Source organism: Streptomyces sp. SAI-170, assembly GCF_049739565.1.
Classification (GTDB): Bacteria; Actinomycetota; Actinomycetes; order Streptomycetales; family Streptomycetaceae; genus Streptomyces.
Genome location: NZ_JBMGQD010000001.1, coordinates 6,298,976 through 6,319,086, shown reverse-complemented (window position 1 = coordinate 6,319,086; position 20,111 = coordinate 6,298,976). Strand labels below are relative to the sequence as shown.

Here is a 20,111-nt window from a genome sequence, read left to right as displayed (position 1 = left end):
GCACAACCAGCACTCATTCCCGAGATCCACAACAACGCCGCAAAGGGGCGCGGGGAACGGCGCGATCAGCCAGGGACGACCCGCAGACGAACGACAACGGCTTGAGAGCACGACCGAGGGGCCGTACCCCGAAAGGTACGGCCCCTCAAATCAGCGGCTAAGCCCAGCGGCGAGCGTTCAGCTCTGGCCGCCCGCCAGCTTCTCGCGCAGGGCAGCCAGCGCCTCGTCCGACGCCAGGGCGCCGGAGGTGTCGCCACCCTCGGAGGAGTACGAGCCACCGGTCGCGGCCGGAGCCGCAGCCTCGCCACCCTCGGCCGCGGCAGCGGCGTCGGCCTCGCGGGACTTGATGACCTGCTGCTGGTGCTGCTCGAAGCGGGACTGCGCCTCGGCGTACTGGCGCTCCCACTCCTCGCGCTGCTTCTCGTAGCCCTCGAGCCAGTCGTTGGTCTCGGGGTCGAAGCCCTCGGGGTAGATGTAGTTGCCCTGGTCGTCGTAGGACGCGGCCATGCCGTACAGGGTCGGGTCGAACTCGACCGAGGCCGGGTCGGCACCGAAGGACTCGTTGGCCTGCTTCAGCGAGAGGCTGATGCGGCGGCGCTCGAGGTCGATGTCGATGACCTTGACGAAGATCTCGTCGTTGACCTGGACGACCTGCTCCGGGATCTCCACGTGGCGCTCGGCCAGCTCGGAGATGTGGACCAGACCCTCGATGCCCTCGTCCACGCGGACGAACGCACCGAACGGAACCAGCTTCGTGACCTTACCGGGCACGACCTGGCCGATCTGGTGGGTGCGGGCGAACTGCTGCCACGGGTCTTCCTGGGTCGCCTTCAGCGACAGGGAGACGCGCTCGCGGTCCATGTCGACGTCGAGGACCTCGACCGTGACCTCCTGGCCGACCTCGACGACCTCGGAGGGGTGGTCGATGTGCTTCCAGGACAGCTCGGAGACGTGGACCAGACCGTCGACGCCACCCAGGTCCACGAAGGCACCGAAGTTGACGATCGAGGAGACGACGCCGGAGCGGACCTGACCCTTCTGCAGGGTCGTGAGGAACGTCTGGCGGACCTCGGACTGGGTCTGCTCGAGCCAGGCACGGCGGGACAGGACCACGTTGTTGCGGTTCTTGTCCAGCTCGATGATCTTGGCCTCGAGCTCCTTGCCCACGTAGGGCTGGAGGTCGCGAACGCGGCGCATCTCGACCAGGGAGGCCGGGAGGAAGCCACGGAGGCCGATGTCGAGGATGAGACCACCCTTGACGACCTCGATGACGGTACCGGTGACGATCCCGTCCTCTTCCTTGATCTTCTCGATGGTGCCCCAGGCACGCTCGTACTGGGCGCGCTTCTTCGAGAGGATCAGGCGGCCTTCCTTGTCCTCCTTCTGGAGGACCAGGGCCTCGATCTCGTCACCGACGGCGACGACCTCGTTGGGGTCGACGTCGTGCTTGATCGAGAGCTCGCGGCTCGGGATAACGCCTTCGGTCTTGTAACCGATGTCGAGCAGGACCTCGTCCCGGTCGACCTTCACGATGACGCCGTCGACGATGTCGCCGTCGTTGAAGTACTTGATCGTCTCGTCGATCGCGGCGAGGAAAGCTTCCTCGTTACCGATGTCGTTGACCGCTACCTGCGGGGTGGTGGCGGTGGTCTCGGTGCTGCTCGTCATGTGGGAAAGGGCTCCGGTACGGACATTGAAGTCGTAGGTACTGCTTACGCCGGGAGCCCGTTTCGCTCTGCAGAAGCCGGACAGCCAAGGAAGCGCCCCACCTGCAAAAACAGGTAGTGCGCCTCGAAAACCGAGGGGACATACAACAGATGCGAGCGCAGCCTGCTACGTCTGAGGTGCGCAGGCCCGCAGCGCAACTTGTAGCATACGGGGGCAGCCGGGCAGGGTCAATGCGCGAAGGCGCACACCCGGGGTAGAACACCGCATACCCGGCACAAATTCAGTCTTCTGAGGCCACGCAGGGTCCGGAGCGCCCCTCTTGTGACGCCACCGGGACGGGCTGGACGGAAGAGTACGACGAGGGAGCCGATCATCCAAGAGCCCGTTTCTTCCGAGTCCGCCGCCGAACCGGAGGCCACCCGGCGCGAGGCCGGAGCGGCGGAGAGCACCCGCGCCAACCGAGGCTGGTGGGACCGCAACGCCGACGAGTACCAGGTCGAGCACGGCACGTTCCTCGGCGACGACCGCTTCGTGTGGGGCCCGGAGGGTCTCGACGAGGTGGAGGCCGAGCTGCTGGGCCCGGCGGAGGAGCTGAAGGGCAAGGACGTCCTGGAGATCGGCGCCGGCGCGGCCCAGTGCGCGCGCTGGCTGGCCGCACAGGGCGCCCGCCCGGTCGCCCTGGACCTGTCCCACCGCCAGCTCCAGCACGCGCTGCGCATCGGCGGAACGTTCCCTCTGGTCTGCGCCGACGCCGGCGCCCTGCCCTTCGCGGACGCCTCCTTCGACCTCGCGTGCTCGGCCTACGGCGCGCTGCCCTTCGTCGCCGACCCCGTCCAGGTGCTGCGCGAGGTCCATCGCGTGCTGCGCCCCGGCGGCCGCTTCGTCTTCTCGGTGACCCATCCCATCCGCTGGGCGTTCCCGGACGAGCCCGGCCCCGAGGGCCTGAGCGTCTCCTCCTCCTACTTCGACCGCACGCCGTACGTCGAGCAGGACGAGGACGGTCGCGCGGTCTACGTCGAGCACCACAGGACGATCGGCGACCGCGTGCGGGACATCGTCGCGGCCGACCTCCGCCTGGTGGACCTGGTGGAGCCGGAGTGGCCGGCGTGGAACTCGTCGGAGTGGGGCGGCTGGTCGCCCCTGCGCGGGAACCTGATCCCGGGCACGGCGATCTTCGTGTGCGTACGGGACTGATCGCTCTCACACGTACGGGATTGATCGCGCCCGCACGTACGTGGCCTCGCGATTGATCGAGCCCGCGCGTACGGGGCCGCGTGCGCAGGGGCTGATCGTTCGCGCACGTACGGTGCTGTTCGACCATCCATTCGTGCTCCTATGAGCCTCTCGTACGACACTGTGGGCGTGATCCGCTACGACGCCCTGGACGCGCTGCCCGTACGCAGCGCCCTGCCTGGTCTGCACGACGCCCTGGAGGGCCACGGCACGGCCGTGCTGGTGGCCCCGCCCGGCACCGGCAAGACGACGCTGGTGCCGCTGGTGCTGGCGGGGCTGCTCGGGGAGGGCCCCGCGCGGCGGGTGGTCGTGGCCGAGCCGCGGCGGATCGCGGCACGGGCGGCGGCCCGGCGCATGGCGTGGCTGCTGGGCGAGAAGCCCGGCGAGAGCATCGGCTACACCGTGCGCGGCGAACGCGTCGTGGGGCGGCACACGCGCGTGGAGGTCGTCACGACCGGTGTGCTGCTGCAGCGGCTCCAGCGTGACCAGGAGCTGGCGAGCGTGGACGTCGTGGTGCTCGACGAGTGCCACGAGCGGCATCTGGACGCGGATACGGTGGCGGCGTTCCTGTGGGACGTGCGCGAGACGCTGCGGCCCGAGCTGCGTCTCGTGGCGGCGTCGGCGACGACGGACGCCGAGGGCTGGGCGCGGCTGCTGGGCGATGCGCCGGTGGTGGAGGCCCAGGGCGTCTCCCATCCGGTGGAGGTGGTCTGGGCGCCGCCCGCGCGAGCGGTACGGCCGCCGCACGGGATGCGGGTCGACCCGGCCCTGCTGGCGCATGTGGCGTCGGTGGTGCGGCGCGCGCTGGCCGAGCGGGACGGGGACGTGCTGTGTTTCCTGCCGGGGGTGGGCGAGATCGCGCGCGTGGCGGGGCAGCTCGGCGCTCTGGGGGATGTGGAGGTGCTCCAGGTGCACGGCCGGGCTCCGGCGGCCGTGCAGGACGCGGTGCTCGCGCCCGGCTCGCGGCGCCGGGTGGTGCTGGCCACGGCGGTGGCGGAGTCGTCGCTGACGGTGCCCGGGGTGCGGGTGGTCGTGGATGCGGGCCTGGCGCGCGAACCGCGGGTGGATCACGCGCGCGGGTTGAGCGCCCTGACGACGGTACGGGCCTCGCAGGCGGCCGCGCGGCAGCGGGCGGGGCGTGCCGGGCGTGAGGCACCGGGTGCGGTGTACCGCTGCTGGGCGGAGGCCGAGGACACGCGGCTGCCGCGGTTCCCCTCCCCCGAGATCAAGGTGGCCGACCTGACGGCGTTCGCCCTTCAGGCGGCGTGCTGGGGCGATCCGGAGGCATCGGGGCTGGCTCTGCTCGACCCGCCGCCGGCGGGCGCGATGGCGGCGGCTCGGGCCGCTCTGACGGCGATGGGAGCGGTGGACCCGGCGGGTCGCGCCACCGAGCGGGGGCTGCGCCTGGCACGGCTGGGTCTTCATCCCAGGTTGGGGCGGGCGCTGCTGGACACCGCCGGTGCGGGCGCCGAGGTGGTGGCGCTGCTGTCCGAGGAGGCCCCGCGCGAGTACGGCGACGACCTGGCCGCTGCGTGGCGGGCCGCTCGGCGTGGGGGCGACGCGTACGCGGACAGGTGGCGGCGCGAGGTTCGCCGGCTGCGGGCTGCCGCCGGGGAGGTTTCCGACGGCGCCTCCGGAGACGTGGGCAGTGGTCGCCCCGGAGAGGTCTCCAGTGGTCGCTCCGGAGAGGCTGCCGACGGTCGTTCCGGCACGGCCGGCCTCGGGGGCGGCTTTCGCGCCGGCGACGACCGGCTCGCCGGGCACGTCGCCGCGCTCGCCTTTCCCGAGCGGGTCGCCAAGCTGGACGGCGGCTCGTACCTCATGGCGTCAGGAACCCGTGCCGAGCTGCCCGACGGGTCGCCCCTGCGCGGAGCCCCCTGGCTCGCCGTCGCGGTCGCCGATCGGCCGGTCGGCAAGGGGCACGCGCGTGTGCAGCTGGCCGCGGTGGTGGACGAGGACACGGCCAGGGCGGCTGCGGCGCCGCTGTACGGCGAGGCCGAGGAGGTGCACTGGGCCGACGGGGACGTCGTCGCACGCCGCGTGGAGCGGCTCGGGGCGATCGAGTGCGCGGCGCGCACCCTGAGGGACGCCGATCCCGGCCTCGTACGCGAAGCCCTGCTGAACGGGCTGCGTCAGGAGGGGTTCGGGCTGCTGCGCTGGTCCTCCGACGCCGAGGTGCTGCGGCAGCGGCTGGCGTTCCTGCGGCTGCACCTGGGCGAGCCCTGGCCGGACGTCTCCGATGCCGCGCTGCACGCGCGCGTGGACGAGTGGCTGGAGCCGGAGCTGAGCCGGGCCCGTCGGCGGTCGGACCTCGCGCGGCTCGACGCCGGTGAGGCGCTCGGCCGGCTGCTGCCCTGGGCGTCCGGGGACGCCGCGCGCCTGGACGAGCTGGCGCCGGAGCGGATCACCGTACCGAGTGGGTCCAGAATCCGGATCGACTACCAGGACCCCGAGCGGCCGGTGCTGGCGGTGAAGTTGCAGGAGATGTTCGGGCTGCATGAGTCGCCGACGCTCGCCGGGGTCCCGGTTCTGGTGCATCTGCTGTCTCCCGCCGGGCGGCCGGCGGCCGTGACGGCGGACCTCGCGTCCTTCTGGCGGGACGGTTACAAGGCGGTGCGGGCCGAGCTGCGCGGCCGTTATCCGAAGCATCCCTGGCCCGAGGATCCGGCCACCGCGGAGCCGACCCGGCGCACCAACGCGGCGCTCAGGCGCTGACCGGCAGCTCCGGGCCGGCCGGGCGCCTGCCGCGGGCCTCCAGCCAGAGGGCGAGCGCCAGCAGCAGGACGCCGAGGGCCAGGAAGCTCCAGGGCAGGTAGGCGGTGAGCAGCAGGACCAGGGTGCGGTTGGACTTGACCAGGTCGACGGTGTGCTCGATGTAGTCCTCGCGCATCTTCACGTGCCCGGCGAAGGCGGTCACCTTGTCGCGGCCGCCGAGCAGGGTGCCGCCGCGTAACTCCTCCTTGTGGATCTCCTCGCCGTAGACGGGGGCGCCGGTGACGGGTTCGACCCAGAATCTGCGGACGGTGGTGTACCAGCGGGTGGTGCCGGTGGAGGCGACGGACTCAGGTGTGATGCCGTCGACGGGCATGACCTTGGGGAAGTTCACCCGTGTCCAGGGGACGGTCTGTTCGAAGTAGTAGACCTCCAGGCCACGGAAGGTGCGGGTGCCTTTGTAGTGGATGGGTGCCGAAGTGCGCGTTTGGGCATCGAAGTAGGCGTAGCTTCGTTTTTCGGTCAGGAACGGCCATTTGAACTCGATTCCCTCACGTCTGACCGGGTCGCCGTCGACCGTCTCTCCGGTGGCGTGGACGGGTTCCTGGGTGTGGGCGTCGAAGATGTAGCGCTCGGGGATGCGCGAGACCATCCGGCCGTCGGGGCCCTGTACATAGGAGAGGGTGTCCCAGACGACGACGTCGCGGCCCGCTGTCCGCTCGATCCGCTCGGAGGCCTCCACGTTGCCCTTGAGGGTCTGGACGATGGTGACCCGGGGGACCTTGCGGGCCTTCATGGTGCCGTAGTCGAGGAGGGTGGCGTTCTTTGCCTCAAGGACCATGTCCTGGTACTGGTTCGGCGGGACCTTGGCGAGGCGGGGGAAGGCGTACCAGCGCAGCAGCGGGGCCAGGGTCGCGAAGAACACGGCGAGGGCGAGCAGGACCAGTCCGGACGTGCGGCGCATCTCGGCCTCCCTCGGGGCGGTCACGGGTGGGCGGGGACCGTCGTCAGCAAAGGCTTCGGGGACGTCTCGCCCGTGGACCCGCCCAGGGCCGTGACGGCGAGGACGAGGGCGAAGGCGAGCACGAGCCCGATCGCGGCGGCGCCGAGAGCGCGCATGCGGGCCTCCCGTAGAACTGGCTCGGAACTGACGTGCCGTCAGGTCTCGGCACCGTAGCAACGGGCGGGCGAGATGAGAACACGTCGCGCACATGGACGACGGCGCCCCCGCCGCGGTGAGCGGAGGGGGCGCCGTCGTCGGTTGCGATGCCGGCTAGACCGTGGGCGACGCCGAAGGGCTCGGCGACGGGCTCGTCGACTCACCGGTCGTCGGGGTCGGCGTCGGCGAGGCGGCGGCCTCCACCGTCAGTTCGACGGTGAGCGTGGCGCCACCGGTGGTGGTGATGCGCAGCAGGAACGTACCGGCGGTGTCGTCGGCGTACAGCTTCGGCAGCGTCAGCAGGCCGTTCGCGTCAGTCTCCAGCTCCGTCAGGGTGCGTACGGTCTTGCCGTCGGCGTCCTTGAAGTAGGGGCCCTTGTCGTTCACGGTCGGGTCGTCGGCCGACTTGATCAGGGTCGCCGTGGCCGCGACGCGGTCCGCGACGGCGCCTTGGTACGTCGCCTTCACCTGGACCTGTTCGGCGAACTCGCCGCCCGCCGGGCAGGTCAGCGGGGTGTCGCCGACCCGGGTGAGGGCGTCGGCGGCGCGGGCGGTGACCGTGGCGGCGTAGTCGAGGCCAGGGAGCGAACGGCCGACGACGGTGGCGCGGACGGTGAAGGTGCCCGTCTTCTCCCCGGCGCTGAGCCGGGGCGCGAGGGCGACACCGGAGCTGTCGGTGACGATCGTGGCGACGCTCTCTCCACCCGTGAAGGTGGCATCGGTCTCACCGGTGATCGTGAACCGGATGCGGACCTTGCCGACGGCCTCGCCGGCCTTGGTCTCCGCCCTGGTGCTGATCCGCTTGGTGAACGCCTCGCCCGCCGTCGCGGTGAGTTTCGCGGTGCCCGCGTCCTCCAGGTGGTCCACGGTGTCGGTGGGCGTGGGCTGCTGGGTGGTCGGCGGCGGGGTGGGGGTCGGGGTCGGCGTGCCGCCGCCGGGGGTGTGGGTCGGCGGCTTGGGGGTCGGCTTCGGGTCCGGGCTCGCCGACGGCTTGGAGGAGGGGCGTGAAGCGGGCTGGTTGTCGCTGCGGTTGTCGGGCAGCGTTCCCGTGCCGTCCGGGATCTCGTGGGTGCCCTTGCGGTAGTACTCCAGCCACGACAGGACGGTGTTGAGGTAGTCGCGCGAGTTGTTGTAGCTGAGGATCGCGCGGTCGAGGTCGCCCTGGGCGGACAGGTCCCAGCCGAAGCGGCACAGGTAGTGGCCGGCCGCGAGTGCGGCGTCGTAGATGTTGTTGGGGTCCCGCAGGCCGTCGCCGTTGCCGTCGCGGCCCGCCCACTCCCAGGTGGAGGGGATGAACTGCATGGGGCCGACGGCCTGGTCGTAGCTCGCGTTGCCGTCGTAGGCGCCGTTGTCGGTGTCCTTGATGAGCGCGAAGCCGTTGCCGTCGAGCTGCGGGCCCAGGATCGGCGTGTACGTGGTGCCGTTGGCGTCGACGCGGCCGCCGCCGGCCTGGCCGGACTCGACCTTGCCGATGGCGGCGAGCAGCTGCCAGGGCAGGTTGCAGCCGGGCTTGGCCGCGTTCAGCCGGGCGGCGGCCTTCTTGTAGGCGTCCAGGACGGTCGCGGGTATGCCGGCCTCGGCGTGTCCGATGCCGGTCGGGGCGCCCGACGTGGTGGGCGAGGGCGTCGGACTGTTCAGCGGCGGCAGGTCCGTGTAGTACGGCGAGTTGCCGGTCGCGCTGTCGTCGGCGACGACGTCCGGTGTGGGCTGGGAGTCGGCGGTGGGCTGTCTGCCCTCGTCGGTCGTCACTCCCGGAGCCTGGGACGCGGACAGTGCCGCGACCGCCGCCGCGGCCACAGCGGTGGTCGCCGCCCCCTTGCGCAGACGCCTGCCGATTTGCGCCGCCATGAAGTGAACCCCTCCCGTGGACGCCCGAGCGCCCGACTCTTCCTGTTGTACTCGCCACTGTTGTGACTGCCGACGCCCGGGGTCGGTTGCATCAGCGCCCGTTTTTCAGTGTTCTGTTCGTTCGCACGTCGGGTCTGTGCGTCCGATCAGCCGCACATACCCGCATGTGGCCCTCCGTGACCCTACGACAACTTCCGCGGGCCGGGGACCGGTTCGCGGTGCGTTTTCACGGCTTGGCCACATGGGGTCGGACGATGTTCGGATCGCGGTCGACGATCGGCGTACAGGTCGGTCGCGCATACTGAACCACTCAGACGATCACCGGACAGCGACCCGGTTCAACGCCCGTCACGGGGAGGCCACTTGCCGTTCACCTTGAGTCATGCGGCAGCCGCGCTGCCCCTCATGCGCACCGATGGAACCGGCCGCGGGGCACTCGTCCCCTCCGTATTGATGGCGGGCACGTTCTCACCCGACTTGACCTATTACGCGGCGAGTGTGCTGTCCGGGGCGATGGAGTTCGGTGATGTGACGCACTCCTTCCCAGGGGTGTTCACGATCGACGTGCTCATCTCCTGGGCGTTGGTCGGGCTGTGGCTGCTGGTGCGCGAACCGCTGGTGGGCTTGCTGCCCCGGAACCGGCAGCACCGCGTCGCCACGCTGCTGCGCTGCGGGGCGCCACGCGCACGCGTGCGGCCGTCGACGGCGGCCTGGTGGTACGTCTCCGCGGCCCTCGGCGCGCTGACGCATGTCGTGTGGGACGCCTTCACGCACCTCGACCGGTGGGGCATGCGGCTCTTCCCGGTGCTGGGCCGGGAGATCGCGGGCTCCCCGCTGTACTGGTACCTGCAGTACGGCGGTTCCGCCGTGGCCGCCGTAGTGATCGTGGTGTTCCTGGTGCGGGCGCTGCGGCACGCACCGGCGGCCGAGCCGGTGGGCGTACCCCTGCTGTCCCTGCGCGACCGTTGGGCGGCCGGTGTGCTGATCGGCGGCTGCGCCCTGGTCGCGGCAGTGCAGCGGGCGACGCGATGGTGGGCCCAGTGGAAGTCCATCGCCAAGCCGTGGGAGCTGATCCCGACGCTGTGCTTCGGGGCGGGCGCGGGCCTGTTCCTGGGCGTCCTGCTGTACACCGTGGCGGTCCGGGTGTGGCGCCCGGCCCCGGTTCCGGGCCCGGTCAGCAGGGAGCCGCGCAGCCCGGTGGCCCGCTGAGCGGGGGCACGCCCGCGACGAACACGGTCAGGGTGCCGGCCGGGCGGGTGCGGGGCAGCAGCGTGAGCAGCAGCGCCACATAGCCGCGCGCCAGGTCGGCCCACAGCCGCCAGCGGGCCGGGTCGCGGGTGCGCCCCACGGCGGCGAGAGTCCCTCGAATCGGCCGGCACTCGCCGAGCGATCTGAGACGCCGACAGTGGCTCAGCGCGCGGCCCAGGTCCACAGCGGCGTGGCGCACGGCCTCCGCGGGGCCGACAACGAGACGGGCGGTGCTTGCACCGGCCGCGAAGGCCGGGACCGGCACGAGCGGCGAAGGCGCCGGCCGGCGGTTGAGCATGCGTATACCCATGCCCGCATCCTCAGGGCCAACGCCCCCTGCCTGCTTTTCCGCGGGGGCCACGCGGGTGACGGCCTTCTGGGGGGTGTGGGGTGGGCGCGCGCCGCTCGGCGGGTCGGGGCCGGGCTTGTGCAGGGGCTTCGGGGAGCTGAGGGCGAGAGCGAGCCGAGTTGCCTGGGCGGCAGGCACGCCGGGGGCTTCGGGGAGCTGAAGGCGAGAACGGGCCGAGTCGCCTGGGCGGCAGGCCCGCCAGGGGCTTCGCGGAGGGGGCGAGGGCGTTCCGCGCCGGGGCAGCCTGGTGCGCGGCGGCTCCGAGACTGGTGGCGAGGGCACGCCCTGGCCCGCCGACAGGCGCTCTGGGCCTGAAGGACGGGAGGCGCGCAATGGCGGGACTGGCAGACACCGACCCTCACGGATGGCGGCCGGAGGCAGTCCCGGGCCACGCAGCAGGTTCCGGGCAGCTCCTAGAACCGCCCGTAAGCACCGGCCCCGCCCAGCCAGCAGCAAGCTGGGCCTCATGGACCGGGGCGAGGCAGCCCCAGGCATGCGCAGCAGCTGACCAGACGACTCATGGACCGATGACGAGAGCAGCCAACAGCCCAGCCGGCAGGCCCCCGTGCCTCTTGAACGACTGGCGAGAGCAGCCCCAGGCCCGGCCGGTAGGCGCCCAGCAGCCTCGTGGACCGGCGCGAGCGCACCGCCGGGCCGGTGCAGCAAGTATCCAGGCGCCTCTCGGAACCAGCGCTGGGAGCAGGCCCGGCCTGGTCGGCGCGAAGGCCGACCAGGCCTGGGCCTCGTGTCCGTCAGTGTGCCGCCGACTCCCAGTCCGGGCCCACGCCCACCGAGACGTCCAGAGGGGCGCGCAGGTGCACGGCGCCCGCCATCTCGCGGCGGACGAGCTCCTCGGCCGCGGCGCGCTCGCCGGGGGCGATCTCGAGGACGATTTCGTCGTGGACCTGGAGGAGCATGCGGGACTTCAGGCCGGCCTCGCGCAGCGCACGGTCCACGTTGAGCATGGCGATCTTGACGATGTCGGCCGCCGTGCCCTGGATCGGCGCGTTGAGGGCCATGCGCTCGGCGGCCTCCCGGCGCTGACGGTTGTCGCTGTTGAGGTCGGGCAGATAGCGGCGGCGGCCGAACAGCGTGGCCGTGTAACCGGTGGCCCGGGCCTCGTCGACGACCCGGCGCAGATAGTCCCGCACCCCGCCGAAGCGCTCGAAGTAGGTGTCCATCAGGGCGCGCGCCTCGCCCGCCTCGATGTTCAGCTGCTGAGACAGGCCGAACGCCGACAGACCGTACGCCAGGCCGTACGACATGGCCTTGATCTTGCGGCGCATCTCCGCGTCCACCGCAGTGCGCTCGACGGCGAACACCTGCGAGGCCACGGTGGTGTGCAGGTCCTCGCCGGAGGTGAACGCCTCGATCAGGCCCTCGTCCTCGGACAGGTGAGCCATCACCCGCAGCTCGATCTGGCTGTAGTCCGCGGTCATCAGGGACTCGAAGCCCTCGCCCACCACGAAGCCGCGCCGGATGGCCCGTCCCTCGTCGGTGCGGACCGGGATGTTCTGCAGGTTCGGGTCCGTGGAGGACAGGCGGCCGGTGGCGGCGACCGTCTGGTTGAACGTCGTGTGGATACGGCCGTCCGTCGCGATGGTCTTGATCAGGCCCTCGACGGTGACCCGCAGCTTCGCCTGCTCACGGTGGCGCAGCATGATCACCGGAAGCTCGTTGTCCGTCTGGGTCGCGAGCCAGGCCAGCGCGTCGGCGTCGGTGGTGTAGCCGGTCTTCGTCTTCTTCGTCTTCGGCAGGCCCAGCTCACCGAAGAGGACCTCCTGGAGCTGCTTGGGCGAGCCCAGGTTGAACTCGTGTCCGGCCGCCGCGTGCGCCTCCTTCACGGCCTGCTGCACGGCGCCCGCGAACATCTGCTCCATCGCCTCCAGGTGGGCGCGGTCCGCCGCGATGCCGTGCCGCTCCATCCGGGCGAGCAGTGTCGAGGTCGGCAGCTCCATGTCACGCAGCAGCTCCGCGGAGCCGACGTCCTTCAGCCGGCCCTCGAAGGCCTCGCCGAGGTCCAGGATCGCGCGGGCCTGGATCATCAGCGCCTCGGCCTCGGCGCCGTCGTCCGCGCCGAACGCCAGCTGGCCGTCGGCCGCGGCCGCGGGGGCCAGCTCGCGGTGCAGGTACTCCATGGACAGCGCGTCCAGGTCGAAGGAGCGGCGACCGGGCTTGACCAGGTAGGCGGCGAGCGCGGTGTCCATGCCGACACCGGCCACGCTCCAGCCGTGCTCGGCGAAGACGCGCATCGCGCCCTTGACGTTGTGCAGCACCTTGGGCCGGGACTCGTCGGCCAGCCAGGCCGCCCACGCCTGCTCGTCGGCCTCGTCCAGCTCGGCCGGGTCGAACCAGGCGGCGGCCCCGCCGGGCGCGGCCAGCGCGACCTCGGCGACCGAGCCGGAGCCCAGCGCCCAGGTGTCGACGGTGGCCACACCGAGCACCGCACCGCCGTGCTCCCCGAGCCAGCCGGCCAGCTCGCCGGTGCCCAGGACGGTGCCCTCCAGCTCGACGCCGTCGGCGACGACCGGGGTGACCTCGGCCTCCTCGGCGCCCGGGTCGACGGCCAGCAGCCGCTCGCGCAGCGAGGGGTTCCTGATCTCCAGGGTGTCCAGGATCATCGCGACGGCCTTGCGGTCGTACGCGGGGCGGGCGAGGTCGGCGACCGTCTTGGGCAGCTCGACGGTGCGCACCATCTCGGTGAGCCGGCGGTTGAGCTTGACGGCCTCCAGGTGGTCGCGCAGGTTCTGCCCGGCCTTGCCCTTGACCTCCTCGACGCGCTCGACCAGCTCGGCGAAGGAACCGAACTGGTTGATCCACTTCGCGGCCGTCTTCTCGCCGACGCCCGGGATGCCCGGGAGGTTGTCCGACGGGTCGCCGCGCAGGGCGGCGAAGTCCGGGTACTGCGCGGGCGTCAAGCCGTACTTCTCGAAAACCTTCTCCGGGGTGAAGCGGGTCAGCTCGGAGACGCCCTTGGTCGGATACAGCACCGTCGTGTGCTCGCTGACCAGCTGGAACGAGTCGCGGTCGCCGGTGACGATCAGCACCTCGAAGCCCTCGGCCTCGGCCTGGGTGGCCAGAGTGGCGATGACGTCGTCCGCCTCGTAACCGTCGACGGCGAAGCGGGACACATGCATCGCGTCGAGCAGCTCACCGATCAGCTCGACCTGGCCCTTGAACTCGTCCGGGGTCTTTGAGCGGTTCGCCTTGTACTCGGTGAACTCCTCCGAGCGCCAGGTCTTGCGCGAGACGTCGAAGGCCACGGCGAAGTGCGTGGGCGCCTCGTCGCGCAGGGTGTTGGCCAGCATCGACGCGAAGCCGTAGATCGCGTTCGTCGGCTGGCCGGTCGCGGTGGTGAAGTTCTCCGCGGGCAGCGCGAAGAACGCGCGGTAGGCCAGCGAGTGCCCGTCCATGAGCATCAGCCGCGGACGGTCGCCGCCGGAGGTCTTCTCGGTCTTGTTCGGTGCTGTCTCTGCCACGCCCCCGATCCTGCCACGCCCCACTGACAGCGGACCGCCATCGCCGACTCCGACCGGTCCGGCACGACCCGGCTCAGGCCACCGGGCAAGGCACTCCCGGGCTCAGGCACCGCCCGGCTGCGGTATCCCCAGCCTCCCCCACCACCCGGCTCCGGTATCCCCCACCGTCCGGCACTCGCGTCGCAAGACACCGGCACACCGGCACCACGGACTCCGACCCGCCCCGCCTCCGGCGCCCCGCACTCCGACCCGCCCCGCTCCCCCACATCCAACTCCGGCGCCCCCGCTCCCGTACCGCCCAACTCCGGCACCCCGCTCCCGTACTGCCCAGCTCCACCACCGCCGCCCCCCGCCCCGACTCCCACGTCCTGCCGATCACACCGTGCCGATCACACCAACCCCAGCCAAGCCCCGCCGGCACCCACGCCCCTCACACCGCGCCGACACCCCCGCGACGCCGAGCCCCACAGCAAGCGCGGCCAATGACGTCAAGCGCAGCCAATGGCTGCGACCCCGGCACCGGACGCCCGGTCACTGCTGTCGGTGCCGCGTGCGAGGATCGGAGACGTACTTCACACACGCAGTCGAAGGAGACCGTGCGATGGCGACGAAGCCGCCCAAGGCCGACCCGGTCCAGGACGCGCCCCAGGTCGCGGAGCCGCAGCACGCGGCGGCGGGGCTGCCGGCCATCGGGCACACGCTGCGCATGGCCCAGCAGCAGATGGGCGTCAAGCGGACCGCGCTGACCCTGCTCAGCGTGAACCAGAAGAACGGCTTCGACTGCCCCGGCTGCGCCTGGCCCGAGCCTGACCACCGGCACAAGGCGGAGTTCTGTGAGAACGGCGCGAAGGCGGTCGCCGAGGAGGCCACCCTGCGCCGGGTCACCCCCGAGTTCTTCGCCGCGCATTCCGTGGCCGACCTCGCCGGCCGCAGCGGCTACTGGCTGGGCCAGCAGGGCCGGCTCACGCACCCCGTGTACCTGCCCGAGGGCGGCGAGCACTACGAGCCGGTCACCTGGGAGCGCGCCTTCGACATCATCGCGGAGGAGATCGACGCGCTCTCCTCCCCCGACGAGGCCGTCTTCTACACCTCGGGCCGCACCAGCAACGAGGCCGCGTTCCTCTACCAGCTCTTCGCGCGCGAGCTGGGCACCAACAACCTGCCGGACTGCTCCAACATGTGCCACGAGTCCTCGGGCTCGGCGCTCAACGAGACCATCGGCATCGGCAAGGGCAGCGTCCTGCTGGAGGACCTGTACAAGGCGGACCTGATCGTGGTGGCCGGGCAGAACCCGGGCACCAACCATCCGCGCATGCTCTCGGCCCTGGAGAAGGCGAAGGCGAACGGCGCGAAGGTCATCAGCGTCAACCCGCTGCCCGAGGCAGGCCTGGAGCGCTTCAAGAACCCACAGACGCCCAAGGGCCTGACCACCGGCGCCTCCCTCACCGACCTGTTCCTGCAGATCCGCATCGGCGGCGACCAGGCCCTCTTCCGCCTGCTCAACAAGCTGATCCTGGAGGCGGAGGGCGCGGTCGACGAGGAGTTCGTGCGCGAGCACACGCACGGCTTCGAGGAGTTCGCCGAGGCCGCGCGCGCGGCCGGCTGGGACGAGACCCTCCAGGCGACCGGCCTCACGCGCGCGCAGATCGAAGAGGCCCTGCGCATGGTCCTCGCCTCGCAGCGCACCATCGTCTGCTGGGCCATGGGCCTGACGCAGCACAAGCACTCGGTGCCGACCATCCGCGAGGTGGTCAACTTCCTGCTGCTGCGCGGCAACATCGGCCGTCCCGGCGCGGGTGTGTGCCCGGTGCGCGGCCACTCCAATGTGCAGGGCGACCGCACGATGGGCATCTTCGAGCGGCCCGCGCCCGCCTTCCTGGACGCCCTGGAGAAGGAGTTCGGGTTCGCGCCCCCGCGCGAGCACGGCTTCGACGTCGTACGCGCCATCCAGGCGCTGCGCGACGGCGAGGCGAAGGTCTTCTTCGCCATGGGCGGCAACTTCGTGGCGGCCTCCCCCGACACCGAGGTCACCGAGGCGGCCATGCGGCGTGCGCGGCTGACGGTGCATGTGTCGACGAAGCTGAACCGCTCGCACGCCGTCACGGGCGCGCGGGCACTGATCCTGCCGACGCTCGGCCGCACCGAGCGCGACCTCCAGGGCGGCGGCGAGCAGTTCGTGACCGTCGAGGACTCCATGGGCATGGTGCACGCCTCGCGCGGACGTCTGGAGCCCGCGAGCCGTCATCTGCTGTCGGAGCCGGCGATCGTGTGCCGGCTGGCGCGCCGAGTGCTGGGCGAGCGGTCGAACACGCCGTGGGAGGAGTTCGAGAAGGACTACGGCACGATCCGGGACCGCATCGCGCGCGTGATCCCCGGCTTCGAGGACTTCAACGCGCGCGTGGCCCGCCCGGGGGGCTTCACGCTGCCGCACGCGCCGCGCGACGAGCGCCGCTTCCCCACGGCGAGCGGCAAGGCCAACTTCACTTCCGCACCGGTGGAGTACCCCGACCTGCCCGAGGGGCGGCTGCTGCTGCAGACGCTGCGTTCGCACGACCAGTACAACACCACGATCTACGGCCTGGACGACCGCTACCGCGGTATCCGGGGCGGTCGCCGGGTGGTCCTGGTCAACCCCGAGGACGCGCGCACGCTCGGCCTCGCCGACGGGGTGTACGTGGACCTGGTGAGCGAGTGGAAGGACGGCGTGGAGCGCCGGGCGCCCGGCTTCCGCGTGGTGCACTACCCGACCGCGCGGGGCTGCGCCGCCGCCTACTACCCGGAGACCAACGTCCTCGTCCCGCTGGACGCCACCGCGGACACCAGCAACACCCCGGCCAGCAAGTCCGTAGTGGTCCGTCTGGAACAATCGGCCACCGACTGAGCGTTTGCTCAGCGGGATGAGTCGTTTTGATCGGCTCATCCGAACGAGCCGTGACTGATCGGCTCGTCGATACGAGCCGTACTGATCGAACGAACGGAGCCGGGCCCATGGGCGAGCAGCAGCATGTGAAGTTCCCGCAGGAGGTCATCGACGAGTACGCGGCCCTCGGCGTCGACCTGCCCGCGCTGTTCTCCGCCGGGCACCTCGGCATGCGCATGGGCGTGCAGATCCTGGAGGCGTCCGCCGAGCGGGTCGTCGGCACGATGCCGGTCGAGGGCAACACCCAGCCCTACGGCCTGCTGCACGGCGGCGCCTCCGCGGTCCTGGCCGAGACCCTCGGCTCGGTGGGCTCCATGCTGCACGGCGGCGTCTCCAAGATCGCCGTCGGCGTCGACCTGAACTGCACGCACCACCGCGGGGTGCGCTCCGGCCTGGTCACCGGCGTGGCCACGCCCGTGCACCGCGGCCGGTCCACGGCGACGTACGAGATCGTGATCAGCGACGAGGAGGGGCGGCGGGTGTGCAGCGCGCGGCTGACCTGCTTGCTGCGCGACGTCGGCCCGAAGGACGCCGAGCAGCTCGGCTCCGCCGGCTGACCGGCGGAGCGAATCCGGACGCCGGAGGGGGCGGTCGCGAAGGTGCGACCGCCCCCTCCGGCGTCTCACGAAGCCCAACACGCCACTCTCCGCGGGCGTTTGACGTACCGTCGGACGCAGTGCGGCGGACGCGGACGGTCACGGGATCGCCCGCGATGCGCCGACGCGTTCCCCCACCCGGTGATCGAATACGGAAAAGTGCCCCAGAACGCCGGACTCCCTTTCCGGCCCGTAACCCTGCGTAATTCACAAGCAATCAAGAAAAACGGAATCCGCAGCTCCACACCACCTTCCTTTTCGGACTGAATGTGGCATACTCCCCGCCCTTCCCCGGCCTCAAGTAGCCTCCGGCAACAAGTCGCGTCAGTACCAAAACAAAGAAACGGTGCTGCATTCGATCGAGGCGCACCCTGCGCATTCTCACTATGCGGACAGCGCGAACCGGCTGGAATTCCCCCCTTCCGCCCACGGTGTCGCGCTCTCCGATACTCCGCGGCATAACAAGAGCGTCACAGCCTTGGCCAGACCACTCCTGCATTTCCGTCGACGCGCCTAGAGTCACGGCCAGTCACCGCGCCACCGGATTCGAAGCCACTTCGGTCCAGCGCTCGACTCGGCGCGTTCCACGGGGAACCGCCGTGCCAGGGAAAGGACTGACTCGTGCGTCAACGTTCGCTCATAGCCATCACCGCCGTCCTCGCGGCGGGATCGCTCACCCTGACCGCCTGTGGCTCGCGCGACGACGACGGTGGCGGCAAAGGCGGCGGCGACAAGACCACTGTGGTGATCGGCCTCGACGCTCCGCTGACCGGCGACCTGTCGGCCCTCGGCCTCGGCATGCGCAACTCCGCCGACCTCGCCGCCAAGACCGCCAACAAGCAGGAATACGTCGAGGGCGTCGAGTTCAAGATCGAGCCCCTCGACGACCAGGCGCAGCCGTCCGTCGGCCAGCAGAACGCCCAGAAGTTCATCAGCAACAAGGACGTCCTCGGCGTCGTCGGCCCGCTGAACTCCAGCGTCTCCCAGCAGATGCAGAAGCCGTTCAACGACGCCGGCCTCACCCAGATCTCCCCCGCCAACACCGGCACGGAGCTGACCCAGGGCGACGGCTGGAAGACCGGCAACTCGGTCCGCCAGTTCAAGACGTTCTTCCGCACCGCCACCACGGACGAGATCCAGGGTGCCTTCGCCGCCGAGTACCTCTTCACCAAGGCCGGCAAGAAGAAGGTCTACCTGATCGACGACCAGAAGACCTACGGCGCGGGTCTGGCCGCCTCCTTCAAGGAGAACTTCACCAGGCTCGGCGGAAAGATCGTCGGCAGCGACCACATCAACCCCGACGACCGCGACTTCAACTCCGTCGTGGCCAAGATCAAGAAGACCGGTGCCGAGGCCCTCTACTACGGCGGCGAGTACCCGGCCGCCGCGCCCCTGAGCCAGCAGCTCAAGGACAGCGGCCAGAACATCCCGCTCATGGGCGGCGACGGCATCTACTCCGGTGAGTTCCCCAAGCTGAACAAGAAGGCCGAGGGCGACCTCGCCACCTCCGTCGGCAAGCCCGTCGAGCAGCTCGACTCCGCCAAGGAGTTCATCAAGAACTACGAGGCCGGCAGCTACGAGGACGCCTACGAGGCCTACGGCGGCCTGACCTACGACGCCACCTGGGCCATCATCGAGGCCGTCAAGCTGGCGGTCGAGGGCAACGACGGCAAGCTCCCGTCCGACGGCCGCAAGGCGGTCCTGGACGCGATGGCCAAGGTCAAGTTCGACGGCGTCACCGGCACCATCTCCTTCGACGAGTTCGGTGACACCACCAACACGCTGATGACCGCCTACAAGGTCACCAAGGGCGCGTGGGCGCCCGAGTACAGCGCCTCCCCCAAGGTGGGCTGACCAGGGGACGAGTAAGAGACCCCCACTCACACATTGATCCAGGCCGCGCGGGAAGCGCCCACCAGCGCTCCCGCGCGGCGCCATATCCGAACCACTCCACGGAGGCCCTGCGGTGAACGAACTGCCGCAACAGCTGGCCAATGGACTCATCCTCGGCGCGATGTACGGACTCATCGCGATCGGCTACACGATGGTCTACGGCATCGTCCAGCTCATCAACTTCGCCCACGGCGAGATCTTCATGGTCGGGGGCTTCGGGGCCCTCACCGTCTGGCTCGTACTCCCCGACGGCTTCGGCCTCGGTGCAGCCGTACCCCTCATGATCATCGGCGGGATCATCGTCTCCGTCGCCGTCGCCACCGCGGCGGAACGCTTCGCCTACCGGCCTCTGCGCACCGCACCACGGCTGGCGCCCCTCATCACCGCCATCGGCCTGTCCATCGTCCTCCAGCAGGTCGTGTGGATGTGGTACCCCGACGCCAAGAAGGACCACCCCTTCCCGCAGTTCCAGGGCGAGCCCTTCGAATTCCTCGGCGCCACCATCCAGCGCGGTGACGTGTTCGTTTTGATCGCCGCCCCGCTCTGCATGGTCGCTCTCGGCTTCTTCGTCACCAAGACCCGCTCCGGCCGCGGCATGCAGGCCACCGCCCAGGACCCCGACACCGCCAAGCTGATGGGCATCAACACCGACCGCATCATCGTCATGGCCTTCGCCATCGGTGCCGCGTTCGCCGCCATCGCAGCGGTCGCCTATGGCCTCAAGAACGGCCAGGTCGGCTTCCGCATGGGCTTCCTGATGGGCCTCAAGGCCTTCACCGCGGCCGTCCTCGGCGGCATCGGCAACATCTACGGCGCCATGCTCGGCGGCCTCGTCCTCGGCGTCGCCGAATCCCTCGCCACCGGCTACATCGGCGACATCCCCGGCATGGACCTCTTCGGCGGCGGTGCCTGGAAGGACGTATGGGCCTTCGCCCTCCTCATCCTCGTCCTGCTCTTCCGGCCACAAGGCCTGCTCGGCGAACGCGTCGCGGATCGGGCGTGATCA

13 protein-coding genes are annotated in these 20,111 nt (G+C 70.8%); 7 read left to right on the top strand and 6 right to left on the bottom strand.

The annotated features are described in order from the left end of the window. Positions 1–177: 177 nt before the first annotated feature. On the bottom strand, positions 178–1,668 hold the full coding sequence (rpsA, locus tag RKD23_RS28370; protein WP_399639853.1) for a 30S ribosomal protein S1: 1,491 nt from the start codon (positions 1,666–1,668) through the stop codon (positions 178–180). 321 nt (positions 1,669–1,989) lie between these two features. Here rpsA and RKD23_RS28365 point away from each other — a divergent pair, with 321 nt between their 5' ends. Then, on the top strand, positions 1,990–2,862 hold the full coding sequence (locus RKD23_RS28365; RefSeq protein WP_424856265.1) for a class I SAM-dependent methyltransferase: 873 nt from the start codon (positions 1,990–1,992) through the stop codon (positions 2,860–2,862). Between the two features lie 168 nt (positions 2,863–3,030). Further along, positions 3,031–5,616: an ATP-dependent helicase HrpB gene (gene hrpB / locus RKD23_RS28360; RefSeq protein ID WP_424856264.1), complete on the top strand. Its 2,586-nt coding sequence runs from the start codon at positions 3,031–3,033 to the stop codon at positions 5,614–5,616. On the opposite strand, the gene RKD23_RS28355 is transcribed toward hrpB, so the two are convergent. The 3 genes from RKD23_RS28355 to RKD23_RS28345 form a co-directional block, all read right to left on the bottom strand. Then, positions 5,606–6,577 (bottom strand): DUF3068 domain-containing protein, encoded by a 972-nt coding sequence (locus RKD23_RS28355; RefSeq protein ID WP_424856263.1) that lies wholly within the window; start codon positions 6,575–6,577, stop codon positions 5,606–5,608. The genes hrpB and RKD23_RS28355 overlap by 11 nt on opposite strands. 20 nt (positions 6,578–6,597) lie before the next feature. Further along, entirely contained in the window at positions 6,598–6,732 is a 135-nt protein-coding gene (locus RKD23_RS28350; RefSeq protein WP_424856262.1) for an SPW_0924 family protein, read from the bottom strand. 154 nt (positions 6,733–6,886) lie between these two features. Further along, positions 6,887–8,620, bottom strand: coding sequence for a lytic transglycosylase domain-containing protein (locus RKD23_RS28345; protein ID WP_424856261.1), 1,734 nt, complete (start codon positions 8,618–8,620; stop codon positions 6,887–6,889). A gap of 363 nt (positions 8,621–8,983) precedes the next feature. Here RKD23_RS28345 and RKD23_RS28340 point away from each other — a divergent pair, with 363 nt between their 5' ends. Further along, a complete protein-coding gene (locus RKD23_RS28340; protein ID WP_424856260.1) occupies positions 8,984–9,829 on the top strand; it encodes a DUF4184 family protein in 846 nt (281 codons plus the stop codon). Here the strand turns inward: RKD23_RS28340 and RKD23_RS28335 are convergent. Together RKD23_RS28335 and polA are read right to left on the bottom strand one after the other, a co-directional pair. Beyond that, the gene (locus tag RKD23_RS28335; protein ID WP_424856259.1) at positions 9,795–10,178 is read right to left on the bottom strand and encodes a hypothetical protein; all 384 of its coding nucleotides are present in this window, start codon (positions 10,176–10,178) and stop codon (positions 9,795–9,797) included. The two genes, RKD23_RS28340 and RKD23_RS28335, sit on opposite strands and share 35 nt — an antisense overlap. A 791-nt stretch (positions 10,179–10,969) precedes the next feature. Next, positions 10,970–13,696, bottom strand: a complete 2,727-nt coding sequence (gene polA, locus RKD23_RS28330) for a DNA polymerase I (protein ID WP_424856258.1) — start codon at positions 13,694–13,696, stop codon at positions 10,970–10,972. A 601-nt stretch (positions 13,697–14,297) separates the two neighbouring features. Between polA and RKD23_RS28325 the strand changes: the two genes are divergently transcribed. The 4 genes from RKD23_RS28325 (at position 14,298) to RKD23_RS28310 (ending at position 20,108) form a co-directional block, all read left to right on the top strand. Then, complete coding sequence (locus RKD23_RS28325; protein ID WP_424856257.1) at positions 14,298–16,577, top strand: FdhF/YdeP family oxidoreductase; 2,280 nt, start codon at positions 14,298–14,300, stop codon at positions 16,575–16,577. Between the two features lie 107 nt (positions 16,578–16,684). Beyond that, entirely contained in the window at positions 16,685–17,173 is a 489-nt protein-coding gene (locus tag RKD23_RS28320) for a hotdog fold thioesterase (RefSeq protein ID WP_424856256.1), read from the top strand. 660 nt (positions 17,174–17,833) lie between these two features. After that, positions 17,834–19,066: a branched-chain amino acid ABC transporter substrate-binding protein gene (locus tag RKD23_RS28315; RefSeq protein ID WP_424856255.1), complete on the top strand. Its 1,233-nt coding sequence runs from the start codon at positions 17,834–17,836 to the stop codon at positions 19,064–19,066. Between the two features lie 112 nt (positions 19,067–19,178). Next, positions 19,179–20,108 carry a branched-chain amino acid ABC transporter permease gene (locus tag RKD23_RS28310; RefSeq protein WP_424856254.1) on the top strand — a complete coding sequence of 310 codons (930 nt, stop codon included), beginning with the start codon at positions 19,179–19,181 and terminating at the stop codon, positions 20,106–20,108. Positions 20,109–20,111: the final 3 nt, after the last annotated feature.

Excerpts from the sequence above, each read along its gene's own strand:
- RKD23_RS28350 (WP_424856262.1), bottom strand. The coding sequence starts at position 6,732 with ATGCGCGCTCTCGGCGCCGCCGCGATCGGGCTCGTGCTCGCCTTCGCC.
- RKD23_RS28345 (WP_424856261.1), bottom strand. The coding sequence starts at position 8,620 with ATGGCGGCGCAAATCGGCAGGCGTCTGCGCAAGGGGGCGGCGACCACC.
- rpsA (WP_399639853.1), bottom strand. The coding sequence starts at position 1,668 with ATGACGAGCAGCACCGAGACCACCGCCACCACCCCGCAGGTAGCGGTC.
- RKD23_RS28355 (WP_424856263.1), bottom strand. The coding sequence starts at position 6,577 with ATGCGCCGCACGTCCGGACTGGTCCTGCTCGCCCTCGCCGTGTTCTTC.
- RKD23_RS28325 (WP_424856257.1), top strand. The coding sequence starts at position 14,298 with ATGGCGACGAAGCCGCCCAAGGCCGACCCGGTCCAGGACGCGCCCCAG.
- RKD23_RS28335 (WP_424856259.1), bottom strand. The coding sequence starts at position 10,178 with ATGGGTATACGCATGCTCAACCGCCGGCCGGCGCCTTCGCCGCTCGTG.
- RKD23_RS28320 (WP_424856256.1), top strand. The coding sequence starts at position 16,685 with ATGGGCGAGCAGCAGCATGTGAAGTTCCCGCAGGAGGTCATCGACGAG.